Annotated in this window: 18 protein-coding genes; 9 read left to right on the top strand and 9 right to left on the bottom strand. The window is 32.7% G+C overall.

Features of this window, described 5'->3' with window-relative positions; genetic code table 11:
- Positions 1-154: 154 nt before the first annotated feature.
- Both H6F32_RS14850 and H6F32_RS20945 read right to left on the bottom strand, forming a co-directional pair.
- Complete coding sequence (locus H6F32_RS14850; protein ID WP_190370099.1) at positions 155-994, bottom strand: polysaccharide deacetylase family protein; 840 nt, start codon at positions 992-994, stop codon at positions 155-157.
- Between the two features lie 258 nt (positions 995-1,252).
- Entirely contained in the window at positions 1,253-1,375 is a 123-nt protein-coding gene (locus H6F32_RS20945) for a hypothetical protein (protein ID WP_277875073.1), read from the bottom strand.
- Between the two features lie 135 nt (positions 1,376-1,510).
- Here H6F32_RS20945 and H6F32_RS14840 point away from each other — a divergent pair, with 135 nt between their 5' ends.
- Entirely contained in the window at positions 1,511-1,729 is a 219-nt protein-coding gene (locus H6F32_RS14840) for a hypothetical protein (RefSeq protein ID WP_190370088.1), read from the top strand.
- Positions 1,722-1,943: a hypothetical protein gene (locus H6F32_RS14835; RefSeq protein WP_190370104.1), complete on the top strand. Its 222-nt coding sequence runs from the start codon at positions 1,722-1,724 to the stop codon at positions 1,941-1,943. Before H6F32_RS14840 ends, H6F32_RS14835 begins: the two co-directional genes overlap by 8 nt.
- A gap of 48 nt (positions 1,944-1,991) precedes the next feature.
- Here H6F32_RS14835 and H6F32_RS14830 read toward each other — a convergent pair whose 3' ends face one another.
- Positions 1,992-2,576, bottom strand: a complete 585-nt coding sequence (locus tag H6F32_RS14830; RefSeq protein ID WP_190370087.1) for a Uma2 family endonuclease — start codon at positions 2,574-2,576, stop codon at positions 1,992-1,994.
- Positions 2,577-2,652: 76 nt separating this feature from the next.
- On the opposite strand from H6F32_RS14830, the gene H6F32_RS14825 reads away from it, so the two are divergent.
- From H6F32_RS14825 to H6F32_RS14815, 3 genes are all read left to right on the top strand, one after another.
- Complete coding sequence (locus H6F32_RS14825; RefSeq protein WP_190370098.1) at positions 2,653-2,937, top strand: hypothetical protein; 285 nt, start codon at positions 2,653-2,655, stop codon at positions 2,935-2,937.
- Between the two features lie 123 nt (positions 2,938-3,060).
- Complete coding sequence (locus H6F32_RS14820) at positions 3,061-3,291, top strand: addiction module protein (RefSeq protein WP_190370086.1); 231 nt, start codon at positions 3,061-3,063, stop codon at positions 3,289-3,291.
- A 3-nt stretch (positions 3,292-3,294) separates the two neighbouring features.
- Complete coding sequence (locus H6F32_RS14815; RefSeq protein WP_190370085.1) at positions 3,295-3,585, top strand: type II toxin-antitoxin system RelE/ParE family toxin; 291 nt, start codon at positions 3,295-3,297, stop codon at positions 3,583-3,585.
- Between the two features lie 105 nt (positions 3,586-3,690).
- Here the strand turns inward: H6F32_RS14815 and rplY are convergent, their stop codons facing one another.
- The 4 genes from rplY to H6F32_RS14795 all read right to left on the bottom strand — a co-directional run bounded on the left by rplY (position 3,691) and on the right by H6F32_RS14795 (position 9,458).
- On the bottom strand, positions 3,691-3,987 hold the full coding sequence (rplY, locus tag H6F32_RS14810) for a 50S ribosomal protein L25 (protein ID WP_190370084.1): 297 nt from the start codon (positions 3,985-3,987) through the stop codon (positions 3,691-3,693).
- A 112-nt stretch (positions 3,988-4,099) separates the two neighbouring features.
- Positions 4,100-5,434 carry an adenylosuccinate synthase gene (locus tag H6F32_RS14805; protein ID WP_190370083.1) on the bottom strand — a complete coding sequence of 445 codons (1,335 nt, stop codon included), beginning with the start codon at positions 5,432-5,434 and terminating at the stop codon, positions 4,100-4,102.
- Between the two features lie 294 nt (positions 5,435-5,728).
- Entirely contained in the window at positions 5,729-8,194 is a 2,466-nt protein-coding gene (locus H6F32_RS14800; protein WP_190370082.1) for a tetratricopeptide repeat protein, read from the bottom strand.
- 70 nt (positions 8,195-8,264) lie between these two features.
- Positions 8,265-9,458 carry a cysteine desulfurase family protein gene (locus H6F32_RS14795; RefSeq protein ID WP_190370081.1) on the bottom strand — a complete coding sequence of 398 codons (1,194 nt, stop codon included), beginning with the start codon at positions 9,456-9,458 and terminating at the stop codon, positions 8,265-8,267.
- Between the two features lie 82 nt (positions 9,459-9,540).
- On the opposite strand from H6F32_RS14795, the gene H6F32_RS14790 reads away from it, so the two are divergent.
- From H6F32_RS14790 to H6F32_RS14780, 3 genes are all read left to right on the top strand, one after another.
- Positions 9,541-10,980 (top strand): phospholipase D-like domain-containing protein, encoded by a 1,440-nt coding sequence (locus tag H6F32_RS14790; RefSeq protein WP_190370080.1) that lies wholly within the window; start codon positions 9,541-9,543, stop codon positions 10,978-10,980.
- A gap of 106 nt (positions 10,981-11,086) precedes the next feature.
- Positions 11,087-11,260 (top strand): DUF655 domain-containing protein, encoded by a 174-nt coding sequence (locus H6F32_RS14785; RefSeq protein ID WP_190370097.1) that lies wholly within the window; start codon positions 11,087-11,089, stop codon positions 11,258-11,260.
- A 36-nt stretch (positions 11,261-11,296) separates the two neighbouring features.
- Positions 11,297-11,776 carry a low molecular weight protein-tyrosine-phosphatase gene (locus H6F32_RS14780; protein WP_190370079.1) on the top strand — a complete coding sequence of 160 codons (480 nt, stop codon included), beginning with the start codon at positions 11,297-11,299 and terminating at the stop codon, positions 11,774-11,776.
- 77 nt (positions 11,777-11,853) lie between these two features.
- Here the strand turns inward: H6F32_RS14780 and H6F32_RS14775 are convergent, their stop codons facing one another.
- Positions 11,854-15,102 (bottom strand): type ISP restriction/modification enzyme, encoded by a 3,249-nt coding sequence (locus tag H6F32_RS14775; protein WP_190370078.1) that lies wholly within the window; start codon positions 15,100-15,102, stop codon positions 11,854-11,856.
- Positions 15,103-15,415: 313 nt separating this feature from the next.
- Positions 15,416-17,323: a DNA primase gene (gene dnaG, locus H6F32_RS14770; protein WP_190370077.1), complete on the bottom strand. Its 1,908-nt coding sequence runs from the start codon at positions 17,321-17,323 to the stop codon at positions 15,416-15,418.
- Positions 17,324-17,627: 304 nt separating this feature from the next.
- Here dnaG and H6F32_RS14765 point away from each other — a divergent pair, with 304 nt between their 5' ends.
- Positions 17,628-18,980 (top strand): N-acetylmuramoyl-L-alanine amidase, encoded by a 1,353-nt coding sequence (locus tag H6F32_RS14765; protein WP_190370076.1) that lies wholly within the window; start codon positions 17,628-17,630, stop codon positions 18,978-18,980.
- Positions 18,981-19,055: the final 75 nt, after the last annotated feature.

Below are 19,055 nucleotides of genomic sequence, written 5' to 3'. Positions count from 1 at the left end.
TGTAATTTTGTTTTGGAATTTATAATTGGTGTTGGCGGTAGCCTAATATCACCTGAACTATGACATTATACCAGGATATACCGGAATTTTACCATTAAATTCAAAAACTTCTTAATTTTTAGGTATCAAATTTAGGTAGAAAAATTTTTGTTGATTATTTTTCCATTGCTAATAATTCAGGAATTGTTACAAATTGATAACCTTGTTTTTTCAGTCCGCTAATAATTTCTGGTAGTGCTTTTACTGTTCTTTCACGATTTCCACCACCATCGTGCATTAAAACTATTGCACCGGGTTTAGCATCTCTGAGAACATTTTTAACAAATACTTGATATTTGGCACGGCGATCGGTATCTGCGGAAGTCACAGACCACATTATAACCGAGTTTTGTTGACTTTTAGCATAAGCGGCTAATCCGTTGTTTAAATAGCCTCCTGGTGGGCGGAAAAACGATGTTTTTACACCTGTGGTTTTATAGATTAATTGATTTGTTTTTTCAATTTCATTTTTAGCTGTGGCTGCATCCATTTTTTTATACCAATGATGCCAAGTATGATTACCAATTGCATGACCTTCAGCTACTACTTCTTTGGCAATTTCGGGATTTTCTTGTAAAGCACTTCCTACCCAAAAAAATGTGGCTTTAACATCATTTTGTTTGAGGATATCTAACATTTCTGTGGTGGTTTTTGGCCAGGGTCCATCATCAATTGTTAAAGCAATAACTTTCTCTTTATTTGTGGGTTCGATTTTATAAACTGTCTTTCCTGCAAATTTAGGAGTAACGGTAAAATTGAGGTTTTCCACTTTAGTTGGTGGTTGTGTTTTCGGGGTAATTTTATTTTCAGGAATAGCAACTTTTAAGGATTCATTGTTTGTTTTTAGTTGGGATGTATTGGGAATGTTTGTACAAGATGTGAGAGATAATAGTGTTATGGATAAAAGAAATATTTTTATACTTTTGTGGTTGATGTAGTTATAATTTTGGTACATAAAGTTATATGACATATTGAACAGTGATGATCAAAACGATGTGGAGATAGTGCTATAATTTAGTTTATATTGTACTACAAGTTTTTCAGAAAATCACTAAAATAGAAATGCACTTGCTACTTATGAATTACAGAGACTATATTACAATGATCATATTTTTGATTAAGTTCACGGTTTAAGTAGTTTTTATAGTTTTTTGAGAGGTCTGTTTCAGCTTCTATGCAACCGATAAAGTCTGACCAGTGTGGCAAGGAATTTTCACAAGGATTGGTGTTGATTCAGAAGATAGCGTTTTTTCAGGACTTCTACAAGTTCTACTATGATTTGTTGTGCATCGGGAGGAAGAGACGCAATATCTTGTTGAATTGTATTTAAGTTCATAATTTGATTTTGTTGTTTCCCTGATTATAGTTTACCGAAAAATGCTTTTCTCAAAGATGTTTAACAGATCCGTTAGACCGTATCTCACAGATCACTTATAATCAATGTATTATTGTATATCTCAAATTTTAAAATATGTCACTCGCTGAGTTAATTCCTCTAGTCAATAATCTGAGTCAGTCAGACAAATTATCACTCTTCAAACTCCTAGCTGCACAAATCCCCAACGCTGAATTACAAGTTATCTTTTCTGCTTCAGAGTATCCGATTTGGTCGCCCTACGACTCAACGGAAGCTGCAAACATCCTGATGCAGATGATTCAGGATCACCAAGAGGCATCTACTGATGGCTAGTACAGTGGAATTTCCCTTTAATGATGATGAAGCATTACCCACAATTCCTATTATTCTGAGTTATGCAGACTCTTCTATTTCTGCAAATGCACTGCTGGACACTGGATCTACTGTCAATGTCTTACCTTATGATATTGGGTTACAATTAGGTGCGATTTGGGATACCAAACCATCTTTGATAAGTCTTTGTATGTTCATCAACAGTATGACCTAAATTATCTGCTGCTGCTTTAATCGCTATTCCCTGAAGATTATGTTATTTTTATCCTGTAATTTTTATCCCTGCTCGAAATTCCCGCAGTGCTTGAGCATGATTTTCTATATTAACACAACGCATCAATAAATCTACATCTAAACTCGGTAAAAGTTGCGATTTAGTAACAGCTTCATACCCCTCATTTCCTAAACTATAAAACAATAATTCATCATTCATCCAAAACCAAACTTCAGGAATTTGTAACCGTTTATATGCTTCTAGTTTATTAATTCCTCCACTACTAACAACCACCTCAATTACTAAATCAGCACGTTTGCTATTTGCTCCCAATTCATAAGATTCATCACCTTCTTTTTTAACCTTTTCAAATTCATTTTCTAAAGTAACAGAACCAGTAGGAGTAAAATCTAAGTCTAAAAATTCTAAATAAATTTCTACTAAAGAAGCAATACGTTTTTTGATAGTTTCGTGTTTTTTCCCTGGCATTTTTCTAATCTCCAAAACTCCATCTAAAAAAGATAACCTTAACCCTGGGCGATCAATTAGCTGTTCAACAGCTTTAAATTCTCTCCAGGTTAAGTCACTAATTAAAATTGGTTCTGCTTCTCGTTCAATGAGTGTAGTTATCATAATTTAAACCCAAATTTAGAGATTGAATTTTGATCAACGCGAGATAATATATAAACAGAGTCTCATGAAAAATATCATGCAAGCATACAAACTCAAAGGAAAAATTGATCAATCTGGTAACTTGCTGATTACCGAACCCGTGAATTTACCCCCCGGAAATGTGGAAATTGTAGTTTGGCCAGTGACAGATACCCTTGATCCTACCACAGCCCCAACCAGTGAACCAGCACCAGACACACCAAAAAGACGAACTAAAATCAAAGCCTTGCAAAACTGCTTTGAAAATGCTCCTCCTGTTCCAGCAGATTTTGATCCAGATCAAGCTAAATGGGAATATTTAAAGGAGAAACATAATCTGTGAAAATCTTGCTTGATACCAACATCATTATAGATATTTCCACAGAAACAATGATAAAATAGTTTGTGAATAAAGTCTTTGTTTGTGCCTATTCTCAATTCAATTCACACAAGAAGATAAATAATTATGCTATCAGTTGAAGAATTAATTCAAGAAGCCTTGTCTTTACCAAATTCTAGCAGAGTATTTTTAGTAGAAAAACTAATTGAAAGTCTAGAATCTGATATTGATGAAAATATCCAAAAGATTTGGAACACAGCAGCTAAAAAACGCCGGGATGAAATACGTAATCATACCGTTGAGCCAATTTCTGGAGAAATCGCTTTAGCTCAAATTAGACAAATTTTAGAAAAATGAAAAATGAAATATAACTTCCATCCTGCTGCATTAACAGAATACTCAGAAGCAGTCCAATTTTATGCAGAAAATGAAATTTACATAGCACAAAATTTTATCAATGCTGTTGAAGATGCCATTTTCCGAATTATTGAATCACCTAAACTCTATCCAGTTACCGATGAAGATATTCGTCGGTGTTTAGTGCGTAAGTTTCCCTATGCAATACTCTATACCATAGAAGATGAATACATTTTAATTGTAGCAGTTATGCACTGTAGTCGCAAACCAAAATATTGGCAAGATCGCCTTTAAAGCTACAGATACCCTTGATCATTGATTTACTAGAAGATAATACAAATTAAACAACAAAATCCCCGACTTCTTAAAGAAATCAGGGATCTTAATCTTGCGGATAAATTAACCTTTAGTAGCAAAAAAACTCAAATGATAAGGAGTTCCCTTCGCTGGATGAATTTGCACTTCACGGATCACGGTTTTACCAGTCCACTGCAATTCAGGTATATTTAATTCAACTTCCGTTTTATTAGGTGCTGCAACTTTTAACAAACGTTCAACTACTTTGGCATTTACTACTAAAGAAATTGATTCTATACCATTATGACCATATAAGTTAGCAGGAATTAAGCCAGCACGACGTAAGGCTTTAGGTTTGCTACCTTCAGGGCGTTTTTGAGATTCTACTGCGATCGCCATATTCTAAAATTTCTACTGTTTTTCTACTGTGGAAGTTTATTATTCTATCAAATTTTCCGCACAATCTTTCACTAAAGACAATTTATTAATTGTCTCTAGGTTTTCAATTGTTTTAAACTGCTACTGGTGTCCCATCGGCGTGTAGTAGGGCGCGTTTTGGACCATGTATGGGGTCTTCAACTATGATGGTTTGATCTCGACTTGCTCCCAAGGATACAATAGCAATAGGAACTGCCATTAGTTCCGCTAGGAATTTTAAGTATTCTAGCGCTTTTTTAGGTAAGTCTTCTAATGTCCGGCACTCAGTTGTAGATACTTTCCAACCAGGTAAGGTTTGATAAATGGGACGACAACGGGCAAATTGTCTCGCACTGCTGGGAAAATGTTCGGTACGTTGGCCATCTATTTCGTAAGCTACACAAACTTTGATTTCGTCCAATGTATCCAGTACATCTAATTTAGTAATGGCCATACAGTCCATGCCATTAATGCGTACTGCATAACGACCTATCACCGCATCAAACCAACCACAACGGCGTTTTCTCCCTGTAGTTGTGCCAAATTCTGCACCGCGATCGCCTAATATATCACCAATTTCCCCTTCTAGTTCTGTTGGGAAAGGACCTTCACCAACTCTAGTAGTATAGGCTTTAGATACACCGATAACTCGATCTATCATCGTCGGACCTAAACCTGTACCCACACAAGCACCACCAGCGACAGGATTAGATGAAGTTACATAGGGATAAGTCCCATGATCTAAGTCTAAAAGAGTTCCTTGGGCACCTTCAAACAGAATATTACGCTTCTTCTGCACAGCATCATATATTTTCAATGATGTATCTACCACAAAAGGACGTAATCTTTCTGCATAACCTAAATATTCCTCAATCACTGCTTCGGGATCAAGCGGTGGTAGATCATACAGCTTTTCTAAAACGCTATTCTTATAGTTAATGGTCCATTTTAACTGTTTACGTAATTCTTCCGGGTGCATCAAGTCCAACATCCTGATCCCCGTCCGTTCCGATTTATCAGCGTAGGTAGGACCAATACCTCTACCAGTAGTACCAATTTTATGATTGCCGCGTTTGTCCTCTGATGCCTTGTCAATTAGACGATGATAAGGCATAGTAACATGGGCAGTCTGAGATATCAGCAGATTTTTGGTAGAAATATTTAATTGTTCTAGTTGTTCGAGTTCTTTTATCAATACCTGTGGATCAATCACTGTTCCACAGCCGATAATACACTCAGTACCTGGATACAATATACCAGAGGGGATTAAGTGCAGTTTAAAAGTCTGACCTTGGACGACAATAGTGTGTCCAGCGTTTACTCCTCCCTGGTAACGTACCACCACATCTGCGGAGCGGCTGAGTAAGTCAGTTATTTTACCTTTTCCTTCATCGCCCCATTGAGAGCCTATGACAATGACGTTAGCCAAGAGATTATATTAAAGGGTAAAGTTTCCACAAATAACTATTATTAACAGATTTTTTATTTTTTGTCAAGTATTTTTTGTGATGGGTAATTGGTGATGGGTAATTGCTGATTGGTAAAATAATCCGCAGGGTTGTTTACCATCTCTTCAACGTGAACATTTTAAAGCGTCTTGGTATTGAGTATAAAAATCCTTCTTGGTAGCTAGATACAGTAGTTTCCTAAGATATGGGGTACAGATTGTATAAGTTTAACAGGCAAGATGCCTGTTCTACAAGATTACTGGGAATGTTTGATTCTAATTAGAGATAATTTCTTGAAAACTAGAGTCTTTTTTAAGATCATCAAAGTCAATATCTGTTGCTACTTCTTCCCGATATTCTGGATTTAATTCTATGGCTTTTTTCAGGTTTTCTATTGCTGGTTCTACCTGTCTTTGTAGTGCATAACAGGCGGCTTTATGATAATATGCAGCATGATAATCTGGTTTAATTTCTATAGCTTTATCAAAATTCTTAATTGCTTCCTCATCTTCTCCTAACATTATTAGTGTATAACCTCTTTTATCCCATATTTTAGGAGAATCTGCTTGGAATTGTAAGGCTTTATCAAAGGATAAAACTGCATCTTCATAACGTTCTAATTCTACCAATGATAAACCACGATTTAACCATGCTACTCCATCATCAGGTTGAATTTGAGTAGCTTTATCAAAACAATTAAAGGCTTCCTTGTGTTTTCCTAAATTACCACAAGCTACCCCAATATCACACCATGCTTGATGATATTCAGGATTAATTTTGATAGCTTGGTTGTAGGAAGCGATCGCATCTTTATAACGTTTTAATCTGGCAAAGATTATACCACGTTTTAACCAATTTTCAGCAAAATCTGGTTGTAATTTAACAATTTGTTCATAAATTGCTAAAGCATCTTCATAACGTTTTTCTGAAAATAGGTTTTCTGCTTGTTTAATATAATCAACATCTTCACTTTTTATAGGTTCTAATGGCACATTTTCTGATAGATTATTAACTACATTATCAGAAGTAGAATTAGGTACAGGTTTAATTTCTGCTAATTGTTGTAATTGTTGTCGAATAGTCTCTTTGTGATGTTTCGCATCTATTTGTAATTCCTTTAATTGTTGAGTAAATTCAAGTTCTAATTTTTGCAATCTTTGTAAAACTTGATTTTTCTGTTGTTGAGTATCTGTTTTCACACTAGAAAAATCCGAGGTAAATTCCTTTGCAGATGTTTTCAAACTAGCAATAATTTCTTGATGTAACTCGGTAATTTGTTGAGTAAATTCTCTTGCCAATTTTTCTAAACTTTGACAAATGCGGTTTTGTCTTTGTTGAATATCATTTTTCAAACCAGAAACATCAGTAGTAAATTCCTTTGCAGATGTTTGCAAATTAGCAATAATTTCTTGATGTAATTCTTTAATTTGCTGAATAAATTCCTGATCTAGTTTTTCTAAACCTTGGAAAATGCGATTTTGTCTTTGTTGAATATCATTTTTTAAACCAGAAACATCAGTAGTAAATTCCTTTGCAGATGTTTTTAAACTAGCAATAATTTCTTGATGTAATTCTTTAATTTGGTTATTTAATTCTGTTGCTAATTTCTCCAGATTTGCTAAAATACGGCTTTGTTGTTTTTGCACATCAATGGTAATTTCTGAAGTAGATGCTTGGATATTTTCTATTAACTTCTGTTGTTGCTGTTTTGCAGTATTTTCTAATTTCACTAACTGGTTAGAAAATTCATTGTGTAAGTTTTTAAAACTTGCTAATAATTGACTATGTTCATTTTTTGCATCAGTTTGTAATTCCGCGATTTGTGATTTTAATATATTATTTAAGTTCTGTAAATTTGCTATAACCGTATCTTTTTGATTTTGGGTATCTGCTGCTAATTGTGTAAAGTTGGCCAGAGTATTTTGTTGATGATTTTGGGTTTCTTGATAATAACTATCCACTTGAGTTATTAACTGCTGATGGGATTTTTCAATATTAGCAATAGTGGTATTTTTGTAGTTTTCTAATTCTGAAGTTAATTGGGTAACTTGAATAATTAAATCTGTTTCTAACTTCTTGCTATTTTCTAAAGATATTTTTTGTTGTTGCTGAGAAATATTTAATTGTTCTAATTGTGTATTCAGTCTAAATTCTAAATTACTAATAACTGCTTGTGCAGATTGTATTTCATTTTCTAATGCTGTTAAAAATTCCTCCTTAGTTTTAGGTAAGTCAGATAAAAGTAAGGATAAATTTTCTTCTTCTCCTTGTACTTTTTGTTTAATAGTATTAACCTGTGCTAATAGTTCTTGATTGATTTTTTTAGATTGGGTAATTAACTTTTCTGCTTCTTGTTTTACAGCTGTTAATTGAGAATTTAATGCTGCTAAATTTGTGGTTTGTTGAGTTGCTTTATCAACAATTTCTTTAATTATTGTGCGACGGAATAACCATAATGTTCCAATTAATGCTACGGGAAATAAACTTAAAATTGTTAACCAGATATTTAGTAAAGTATTGGTGCGAGTAAAGGTCTTTTCTAAGTCTGATTGAAGTTTTTTTTGATTGTCTGATTCTGTTTTTAATTTTTGTAATTCTTGTTGTTCCTGGTTTGATAGATTTTGAGCATTTACAGCTAATTTTCCTTGACTAAAAATCGCCATTATTAATAATGGTGATAATATGATTAAGTTTTTAGTTAAAGTGAATTTTCCTGATATGGTGTTTTTTTGGTTATTCATAATAAATATCTCTATTGATGGGGCATTTTTTACAACTGTTTGATCAATTATATCTAATTTCATATCTAATTTAATTAAAAATAAATGTCGTGTGATTTTGTGTTAATCTTTGTAAAATTTGTGCAATTACTATTGCTGTCCAGTCAATATCTGCTACTGTGGTTTGTTTACCTAATGTGAGTCTAATTCCTCCTAAAGCTGCTTTTTCTGAATAACCCATTGCTAATAAAATGGCACTAGGTGTAATTTTGCCGCTATTGCAAGCCGCACCTGCGCTAATACCAATACCAGCTAAATTTAATTGACGTACTAAAGTTTTACCCGTAATTTTTTCTCCATGAAGATGATCATGATCATATTGTAGACAAAAACTGAGATGATGAGGTAAGCGATCAACTAAGTCTCCAGTAGGAATTAATTGGGGAATTTGTGATAGTTTAGTAAATAGGCGATCGCGTAGTTCTATTAATCTTAACCTCTCTAATTCTAGCTCTTTTGCTGCTAATTCTGCGGCTATTCCTAAACCTGCAATTATCGCAGTTGCTTGTGTTCCTGAACGCAGTCCTTTTTCTTGACCTCCTCCACATAATAATGGTAAAATTTGAGAATTTACCTGTAAATCTGGACGAATATATAAAGCACCAGATCCCATCGGACCATATAATTTATGACTAGATAAACTCAATAAATCTACAGGTAAATTTTGCACATCTATGGGTAATCTTCCCACAGTTTGTACTGCATCTGTATGGAATAAAGTTCCATGTCTTCTAGCAATTTCTCCCAATTCAGCTATTGGTTGAATAGTTCCCACTTCACTTTGTCCATGAATAATTGATATTAACACTGTATTATGTCGTAAAGCCTTTTTTAAATCATCAGGATTAACTTTTCCCAGATGATTTACTGGTAAACGGGTTACTTCCCACCCCCAATTTTCTAACATTTTCACAGGTTCAGCAATAGCCGAATGCTCTACACGAGAAATAATGATATGTTGGGGAACAGAATAACTTCTTGCTACCCCCATAATTGCTAAATTATCTGCTTCTGTTCCTCCCGATGTAAAAATAATTGATTCAGGAACAGCATTAATTAAACTTGCCACTTGAATACGCGCTTTTTCTAATATTAAAGCTGCACGATTTCCCCATTCATGTAAACTAGAAGGATTACCCCATTGTTCTTTCATAACTGTTTCCATGATAGCGATCGCTTCTGGACGAATGGGAGTAGTTGCACTATAATCTAAATAGATTTGCATAATTTGTCAAAGGATAGTAATGTATATTGTAGTGTGTGTTTGTTATTTAGTGATTTAATTTTATCAGATTTAGGTGGACACTATGCAGAAAATTCATAATTTTTATTATTTTACCTATATATTTTTATTAATTTTATCTCTCATTGGTTGTCAACAAGTGCAATCATCAAATCAATTATCAAATCAAACATTACCTCCACTTCCCCAAGATGAATTAATCAAAGTTTATTTTAACAATTCTCAAACTTCCTCCTATCAAGAAAATTACCGTCAAAAAACCCGTTTAGGAGATGATTTAGAAAAACAAATAATAGATACCATATCTACCGCAAAATCTACCATAGATATAGCAGTACAAGAATTAAGATTACCAAAAATTGCCCAAACATTAGCTAAAAAACAGCAAGAAGGTGTCAAAATTAGATTAATATTAGAAAATAACTATTCTCGTCCTTGGAGTAGTTTGACACCACAGGAAATAGCCAAATTACAAACAAGAGAACAGGAAAAATATCAAGAATTTATCAAATTTGCTGATATTAACCAAGATGGAAAACTTACCAATAATGAAATTAACGAAAAAGACGCGATCGCAATTATCAAAAATGCCCAAATTCCTTGGATAGATGATACAGAAGATGGTTCAAAAGGTAGTAGTTTAATGCACCATAAATTTACCATTGTTGATAATCAGTTTGTAATTATTACCTCAGCAAATTTTACCTTTAGTGACACATCGGGAGATATTAGCAATAATCAAAGTTTAGGTAATGCTAATAACCTATTAAAAATAGATAGTCCCGAATTAGCAAAATTATTTACTCAAGAATTTAATATAATGTGGGGAGATGGAGTAGGAAAACAAAAAGATAGTAAATTTGGTTTACAAAAACCCATCCGTGAACCTCAAAAAATTACCTTGGGAAATAGTCAAATCACCGTGAATTTTTCTCCAATTTCTCCTACTCAAACTTGGGAAAAATCCAGTAATGGGTTAATAGGAAAAACCCTAAATACAGCGACCAAAAATATTGATATTGCATTGTTTATATTTTCGGAACAAAAACTTGCCAATATTCTGGAAAAAAAACATGATCAAAAAGTGGATATTAAAGCATTAATTGAACCCCAATTTGCATATCGTGATTATAGTGATATTTTGGATATGATGGGATTAGCATTAAGTAATAAATGCCAATATCAAATTGATAATAAACCCTGGAAAAATCCTCTCACTACCGTAGGAGTTCCCATATTACCACAAGGAGATTTATTACATCATAAATTTGCAGTTATTGACAATAAAACAGTAATTACAGGATCTCATAATTGGTCAGCAGCAGGTAATAATAATAATGATGAAACATTAATTATCATTGAAAATCCTGTCATCGCAGCGCATTATCAACAAGAATTTAACCGTCTTTATCAAAAAGCTAGAATAGGTTTACCAGCGAGAATTAAATCTAAAATAGATGCGGAAGAAAAATCATGTCCACAAATTAAAAAAGTAATAAGCTAATGTGCAGCACTCACTGTATAATTAAAAAACCTGAAGTTACAGTAGCACAAGCATCTTGCTTGTATTAATCATTCAAGTTAAAGGCACAACAGCTTATCTTTAGAAAATCAACGTAACCACAGCAGAATTAGAACAACCTCCCGCAGTAGGTAAAAAATTAGCCCAAAAAATAATTTTAGCACGAGAACAGCAAAAATTTACATCATTGAAAGATTTAGATAGAGTATTAGGAATTAGTCAAAAAACTTTAGAAAAGTGGGAAAATATGGTAACTTGGTAATGATCATTGGTAATTATTAATTTATAGGAGTTAGTCATGGCCTACAAATTGTTATTTGTCTGTTTGGGTAATATTTGTCGTTCTCCGTCAGCAGAAAATATTATGAATCATCTCGTAGAAAAACAGGGTTTAAGTGATAAAATCATTTGCGATTCTGCGGGTACTTCCAGTTACCATATTGGTGCATCTCCTGATTCAAGAATGAGTGCAGCAGCATATAATAAATTAGGGTTTAAACTGCGTGGAGAAGCGCGACAATTTCAAGTTTCTGATTTTAAGGAATTTGATTTAATTTTAGCGATGGATGAAGATAATTATCATCAAATTATCAAACTTGATCGTTATGGTGAATATGATGATAAAGTGAGATTAATGTGTGATTTTTGTACTAAATTTACTCTTAAAGAAGTTCCTGATCCTTATTATGGAGGAACAGAGGGTTTTCATCAAGTAATTGATTTATTGATGGATGCTTGTAGCGGGTTACTTGAGTATGTAAAGCAAAAATATCTTTAATTCATTTAATTCAGATCCCGGACTTCTTAAAGAAGTCCGGGATCTTGATTTTTTTCTTTTCTTGATTTTTTTATTTATTATTCAATGGGAAATGATGGAATCATTGTCTCAATTTGCTGCATTATTTCTGAAGTTCTAGTTAACGCAATAACAATTTTTTGATAATGGATAATTTCCTCATTTGATAATTTTCGACTTGCGTTTTTTCTGTCTTTTAACCATTTATCTAATACTTGATATCCACCGATTTTAAATTGCCAAATATGTGCAGGAATATCGGTAAAATAACTTTTTTTATTGATATAAACTCTTTGTAATTCTGCATGATAAGTAATTTCGGTAATTTGATTATCTCCTATTTGTTGATAGGTTGTAATTAAATTATTGAATATATCCGATTTCATTAAATGTACATTAACTAATTCTTCTCCTTTAATAGCTAAAGAGTTGAATAATTGAGAATTACTAGTTAAGGGAAGACGAGGAAAATCAATCTTGAGAAATTCAGCATATCTAGTGCGATAAGTGGGACTATGAAATATTGCATAAGCATAGTAAAATATTTGTTCTGGAGTTGGTATTTTACCCAGTTTAGCTTTGATAGCTTCTAAAAATTGTGAGGATAAATTAGGAGTTTTTTCTAAGAAAAGGTTAGTTTGTTTATTTTCTGTATTTGGATAAGTGTAAAGAGGAAAAACATAAGTTGCTTCTCTACTTTTCAATGAGACAGTACAATGTTCTGTTAAAATTTCTGAACAAAATATATGATAAAAACCTGGTTCAACTTGTTGACGACATGAAAGTAAAGCAATATTATTACCTTTTAATAAATGTGTCATTAATTCTTGACGACTATCCCCTCTTTCAATAATCTTAGGATTATAATAAACCCAACGATTATCAAATGGCCGATAAGCATATAATAATATATTTGATTCAACTTCATTTTCTTGGATATTTAACTTAGCTTTTTCTAAAGTCCAATATTCTGTATCTTTGATATTGTACTTTTCTTTTAATTCTTCTAAGTTAGTGTTTGTAGCAATATCATGAAAACGATTTATTAATTGTTCCCTATCATATTCAACACATACATTATCTCTTCTAGTTTTCACTCCCGCAGCATAAATGGAAAAAATATCAGTAATACTTAACTCTCTTTTATATTCATCTTCATAATCAAAATTTTTCGGTGCAAAAAAGTAATTAGGTTCAGTAGCTTGTACCTCTATCCAATCAACGTTATCTAAACTTGCAGACTCTAAAAAATTATATTTATCCTCACGATTTCCCCATAAATCATAATATAACACCTTAGCCATTTCCTTAATACCATTTCTGGATTTATAAGCACTAGAAAAAAGATCAGGTTTACTTTTTTCGCGCACAGCAATTAAAATTGCTACACCTTGTTGAATATCAAAAATATTTTGATCAATATTACCATCTGGAGTAGTTTCTTTTAATAAAGAATTACCATGTAAATCCATAATATATAAAGTATCAAAATACTTTAATAATTCCTCCCTCATTCCCCGATGAATTAAACCATTAAGATAGGAATGATTAGTAATAAAACCAATAATACCCGCATTCTGACTATTATTTTCTATTTGATATTGGGCAAATCTGATAAATTTAATATAATCATCATCCAAAGGTTGAATATTTTTCTCCCCTTCTAATCTTACCCTACCTTTATATAATTCTAACAGTTCCCCAATATGGGTTAATTCTGTAATAGTTTTCCCTGCTTTACCAGTTTTATAAATTCTATTCCAAGCTAAACCAGTATATTCCACATCTGCTAAATATTTTTCATCTTGATTTAAGATTCTTTTGCGTTTACTAGCATTTTGAGAACTGACAGAATAGGGAGGATTTCCTAACACCACAGTAATGGGAATTTCTGTTTTTACCTTTGCTGCTTGACTTGATTCTTCCGCGATAATTTGGGTAATACCAGAGATTAAATCACCTTGTTTTATTCCTTCTTCCAACGCATTAGTTAAATAGATTTTTAATCTTTCATTTGGTGCAAATTTATATTGTAAATATCCCAATAATACACCTATTTTTAAATGTGCTATGGTATAAGGAGTCATTAACAACTCAAAACCAAAAAGACGATTTAAAAGTTCTGTATCTCTTAATAAATTATGCAAACCACGAACATCATATTTAGCAAAATTATGACAAATTTGTTGAATAACTGCATATAAAAATGTTCCTGTTCCTGTTGCCGGATCAAGAATTGTTACTCTTCTATTTCCTAAACCATATTCTAAATCAAAAATTGTTCTATCTACTAAAATATCATTCACAGCGCGCACAATAAATTTAACCACAGGTTCAGGAGTATAATAAACTCCGCGACTTTTTCTTAATGATGCTTGATAAGCTGCTAAAAATGTTTCATAAAAGTGAATTACAGGATCTTCTGTGCGCGTTTCTCGACCAAAATTTTCTAAAATATTGGCCATATCTATTCTGTTAAATAATTCAATTAAATTTTCAATTGATTTGTGAATTTTACTAACGCTACCAGTTCCTAAAACTAAATCAAATAAACCTTTTAAAAAAGGGATTCTATCAGTAATATAAATACTGGCTGTAGTGCGATTAAATGCAAATTCTTCAGGGTTTTGTGTATGACCAATTTTTGCAGTAAATAACCCATAAGCAATAGTTTGGGCGTACATATCTGCAAATTTATCATTATCTATATCTAACAATAGCAATTTTTTAAATGTTTCTTTTAACTGATTTAATTCTTCGGTAGCATCTTCTCTTACTAAAGATAATTCAATGGCATTTCTAATAGTTTTAGTATAAGCGGCTATTTCCTTAGCCAAATCATAATAATTATTAATATCTTTAGCTTTTTGATTCAGAAATGATTGTAATAATTCTTTGATAGGTTTTAAATCATCAACTAGAGTAATTTCTCCTTCTTCTAAAGTAGCTAATTCAGCGATTTTTTCACATTCTCCATCTACATACCAACGGAATTGTAGGTAATTAGTTAAAATGAAGTTATAACCTATATTTGATTCTAAATAACGTTTAACTTGCTGTTCATTTTTTTTAGTTAATTTAGTGATGGTGACATCAATATCTTTAGCTTCTATATATCCCACAACTCTATCATCTTTTCTGATAGTTAAATCGGGTATTCCCGCTTGATTACCTTTTTCTTCTACTATGGTATTAATGCCAATTTCTAAACCTTCTATTAAACTTTGTAAACTGGAGTAGTGACTGCGTTCTCCACCATGTTTAATATTTTTTTGTAGGTTTTGGATGTATTGATTAAAGTTAAACATAATTTTGAGTAATTCTCATTAATATTAATATCAAAATAATATCAAAAATATCCCAACTTTACTGGATTTTAAAGTTTAATTTATATTAGTTTACATTAGTTTATATTAGCTTACAAATAGTTAATAAAGATTAACGAAGATTAAGAAATAATTGAGTCAAAAAGAAAGAAAATGGGGAAGCACATTTAACTTATAATTTTCATCATCACATCAAAATTAATAAATCCATGAGTTTTGACAACGTTTGTAAACTCTTAGCGGAAAAATATCCTAAAGAAGTTGGGTATCTGACTCTTGTAATCTATTTTTATAATTACAATAAATCAGTAATAGCAAATTGTCTTTGTTTTTCTAAATCTTGTAAATGCAGTTTCTCTATATATATCGCTTCTGCATAATATTTATCTTTTTCTGGTTCTGTTTGAGGATCTATTTTTTCCCATTGTTCTCGAAAATAACGACAACGTTTTTCTCTATATACTCTTTCCATACAAGCTAATGCTGCTTGAATTACTTGGGGACTTCTTAATATTTCCTTTTTCATTTTTTCGTTGAGATGAAATAAATGAGAAATAAATCTCCATTCTTCATCTATTTGTAAATATCTTGTTTGTATATGAGAAATTAAATCATTTTCTTCTATAGAAAATTCTGCTATTTGTTGCCATAATAAGCGATGATGGGAAAGACTAAATTCTAAATTACGGTTTTCTAATTCTTCCATAATTATTTGTCTGTGATCTACATCATGTAGGTAGATAATTAATATTAATGCTTCTGCTTTTTCTAATAACCCAGCTTCACTATTTACTATTGTTAATTTTGGTTTTTTCTCCTGATTTGTTATTTGTGGTTTACTGGGTTTATATGTTTGTGGTTTAATTTGTGTAACTAGGTTTTCTACTCTTAAGGGAATTAGTTGAGAGTCTCCTAAACTCAAAATTTCTGCACAGTGAGATATATAATAATTTAGAGTATCTTGATTTTGAATATTTTGTAATAATTTAACTATTCTTTGGGTGGTTTGCTGAAAGTCTGCTGGTTGTTTTAGGTCTTTATTTTCAATGATTTTATCAATTTGCCAATTTAACCATAATGGGGCTTTAATTAATAATTGTTTATAGTCTTCTGCTGTGTTATTTTGTAAGTATTCATCTGCATCTTTACCATGAGGAATATTCAATATTTTTAGCTGTACTTCTCCTTTATATGCAAGGGTTTCTACTTCTCCAATTGCCCTGGATGCGGCGTTATTTCCAGCTTTATCGGCATCAAAATTAAGGATTAATTGTTTTGATTCTGTGTAACGTAATAAGAGGCGAATTTGTTCGATACTTAATGCTGTTCCTAATGATGCAACTACGTTATTAATTCCAGCTTGATGCAGGGCGATCGCATCAAAATAACCTTCTACAACCACTGCTTGATCTAATTTAGAAATATTGTCTTTTGCTGCATCTAAAGCAAATAATATTTTACCTTTATTAAATAATTCAGTTTCAGGAGAATTGAGATATTTTGGTTGTTCTTCTGTTAATGTTCTGCCTCCAAAAGCGATGACTCTTCCTTGAATATCCCGAATGGGAATCATTAGGCGATCGCGGAATACATCATAATATCCTCCCCCTTCTTTTCTGGGTTTAATTAGTCCTGCTTGTTCCACTAATTGCACTGGAAACTGTTTTTTATCCACCAAATAATGATATAATGTTTCCCAACCTGCGGGAGCATAACCTAAACCAAATTGTTGAATCGTTGCTTCTGAAAAATGCCGTTTTTTGGTAATATAATCTAAAGCATTTTTACCATGAGATTGTTTTAAAGTATGTTGAAAAAATTGGGCAGTGGTAGCTAAAATAGTATATAATTGATCTCTTAATGATATTTGTTTTTGTAATTCCTGTCTTTGTTCTGGTGCTAAAGTTTTCACAGGAATTTGATAACGTTTCGCTAAATCTAATACTACTTCAGCAAAAGGACGCTTTCCCAATTCCATGAGAAATTTAATGGAATTACCCGCAGCTTGACAACCAAAACAATAATACATTTGTTTAGTGGGACTAACGGTAAAACTAGGAGTTTTTTCATCGTGAAAAGGACATAAACCGAGAAAATCTTTACCTCGTTTTCGCAATACTACATGGTCAGAAATGACATCTACAATATCAGCCCGACTTTTAACTTCTTCAATGGTATCTTGATGTAAAGTGGGAACTTTCATTAATGATCAGATCCTCCAAAGATATTTTGATGATATTTTAATTATAGCAGTCCTTTTTTATTTATAAACATTGCAAGGGTCAGATCCCCGACTTCTTTAAGAAGTCGGGGATCTTGTTGTTCAGATATTTTAATTATATCAATAAATTATCAGCTAATTTGACAAGTTCGGGATCTTGCAAAATGCAAAATCCTAGATAAAATTACAATTACAGTAATAATTCAGGAGTGAGAAGTCAATTTAACCTTCTTACTGCCCTTAGCTGAATGCTTACCAATTGTATAAAAATTAACAACATACAAAAATGGCACGTATTTTTATTTCTGCTGCACATGGTGGCATAGAAGGTGGTAAAAAAGATCCAGGAGCGATCGCTGGAGGTACAACAGAAGCCCAAGAAATGATCCTCTTGCGTGATTTAATCGTTAGAGAATTGCGAAGCCGTAACATAGAAGTTTTAGCCGTTCCTGATGATTTAAGTGCGGCTCAAACAATTTCTTGGATTAACTCCCGCGCTCAAAATAAAGATATAGCCTTAGAAATTAGCTGTGATGCTGCCAGCGCTCCATCAGTACGGGGAGCAAGTGTATTTTATATTGCTACAAACCAACAACGTAAACAACACGCTGAAACCTTACTCATGGCACTTTTGCGTCGTGTGCAGCAATTACCCAACCGGGGGGTAAAACCAGATACAGAAACGGGTTTTGGTAGTTTACAATTTTGTAGACAAACAGCGATCGCTGCATTATCCTTACAAGTAGGCTTTCTCACTAACCCTGATGATCGTAACTTATTACAAACTCGTCGTCGTGATTTTGCCATAGGAATTGCTGAAGGTTTAGCAGCATGGAATCAAACAGTACAGTCTCCACAAACTAACCCCAATGAACCCGCCTATACCAATATTAATATTAACATTAATGGTCAAAATAACTCAGAACAAGGAGTATTAATTAATGGTAATGCCTATATTCCCATTGATTTAGTAGATCGCCTCAGAGTAGATATTTCTAAATCGCCTAATATTGGCCGCATCACATACCGAAAAATAGTTTATATCAAAGCTGTTGAATTAAGAGATTTTCATGTTTCTGTTAATTGGGATGCTGCTAGTCGCACAGTAAAATTGCGTTCTATTTCCATCATTTGTCCTGGACAAATTGAAAAAATTATGTCCAATGGTAACACCACAGAAGTACAACTACAACTATTTCTAAAAAGTAATAATGAAGCAGCAATTACACAATTTTCCGACTTACCCAAACTTTATCGAGAAGAAGGCGCGATTGAAGGAGTAAATCACGATATAGCATTTTGTCAAATGTGTTTAGAAACAGGATTTTTAAGATTTGGTGTAGATATTAAACCTCAACAAAATAACTTTGCAGGTTTAGGAGCAGTAGGTGGAGGAGCAGAGGGAGCATCATTTCCTAGTGCTAGAATAGGAGTGAGAGCGCATATTCAACATTTAAAGGCCTACGCTAATTTAGAACCTTTAGTACAAGAAGAAGTAGATCCGAGATTTCGCTTTGTCACTAGAGGAGTTGCACCTTCAATTTATCAATTATCTGGCCGTTGGTCAGCAGATTTAGATTATGGTGTAAAAATTGTTGCTATTTTGCGAAGACTCTATGAATCAGCAAATCTGTTGTAGTCAGGAGTCAGTTGTCAGGAGATCAACGAATCATCAATTACCAATTACCAATTACCAATTACGATAATGTGAGGA

It is taken from the genome of Anabaena sp. FACHB-1237, assembly GCF_014696225.1.
GTDB lineage: Bacteria > Cyanobacteriota > Cyanobacteriia > Cyanobacteriales > Nostocaceae > FACHB-1237.
Note: the sequence above shows the minus strand (reverse complement) of the source record. Positions and strands in the feature narration are given on the sequence as shown.

Coding starts and splice junctions, on each gene's coding strand:
- H6F32_RS14815 (WP_190370085.1), top strand. CDS start 3,295: ATGAAATATAACTTCCATCCTGCTGCATTAACAGAATACTCAGAAGCA.
- H6F32_RS14850 (WP_190370099.1), bottom strand. CDS start 994: ATGTACCAAAATTATAACTACATCAACCACAAAAGTATAAAAATATTT.
- H6F32_RS14820 (WP_190370086.1), top strand. CDS start 3,061: ATGCTATCAGTTGAAGAATTAATTCAAGAAGCCTTGTCTTTACCAAAT.
- H6F32_RS14790 (WP_190370080.1), top strand. CDS start 9,541: ATGCAGAAAATTCATAATTTTTATTATTTTACCTATATATTTTTATTA.
- H6F32_RS14775 (WP_190370078.1), bottom strand. CDS start 15,102: ATGTTTAACTTTAATCAATACATCCAAAACCTACAAAAAAATATTAAA.
- dnaG (WP_190370077.1), bottom strand. CDS start 17,323: ATGAAAGTTCCCACTTTACATCAAGATACCATTGAAGAAGTTAAAAGT.
- H6F32_RS14780 (WP_190370079.1), top strand. CDS start 11,297: ATGGCCTACAAATTGTTATTTGTCTGTTTGGGTAATATTTGTCGTTCT.
- H6F32_RS14765 (WP_190370076.1), top strand. CDS start 17,628: ATGGCACGTATTTTTATTTCTGCTGCACATGGTGGCATAGAAGGTGGT.
- H6F32_RS14795 (WP_190370081.1), bottom strand. CDS start 9,458: ATGCAAATCTATTTAGATTATAGTGCAACTACTCCCATTCGTCCAGAA.
- H6F32_RS14800 (WP_190370082.1), bottom strand. CDS start 8,194: ATGAATAACCAAAAAAACACCATATCAGGAAAATTCACTTTAACTAAA.
- rplY (WP_190370084.1), bottom strand. CDS start 3,987: ATGGCGATCGCAGTAGAATCTCAAAAACGCCCTGAAGGTAGCAAACCT.
- H6F32_RS14835 (WP_190370104.1), top strand. CDS start 1,722: ATGGCTAGTACAGTGGAATTTCCCTTTAATGATGATGAAGCATTACCC.
- H6F32_RS20945 (WP_277875073.1), bottom strand. CDS start 1,375: ATGAACTTAAATACAATTCAACAAGATATTGCGTCTCTTCCTCCCGAT.
- H6F32_RS14825 (WP_190370098.1), top strand. CDS start 2,653: ATGCAAGCATACAAACTCAAAGGAAAAATTGATCAATCTGGTAACTTG.
- H6F32_RS14840 (WP_190370088.1), top strand. CDS start 1,511: ATGTCACTCGCTGAGTTAATTCCTCTAGTCAATAATCTGAGTCAGTCA.
- H6F32_RS14830 (WP_190370087.1), bottom strand. CDS start 2,576: ATGATAACTACACTCATTGAACGAGAAGCAGAACCAATTTTAATTAGT.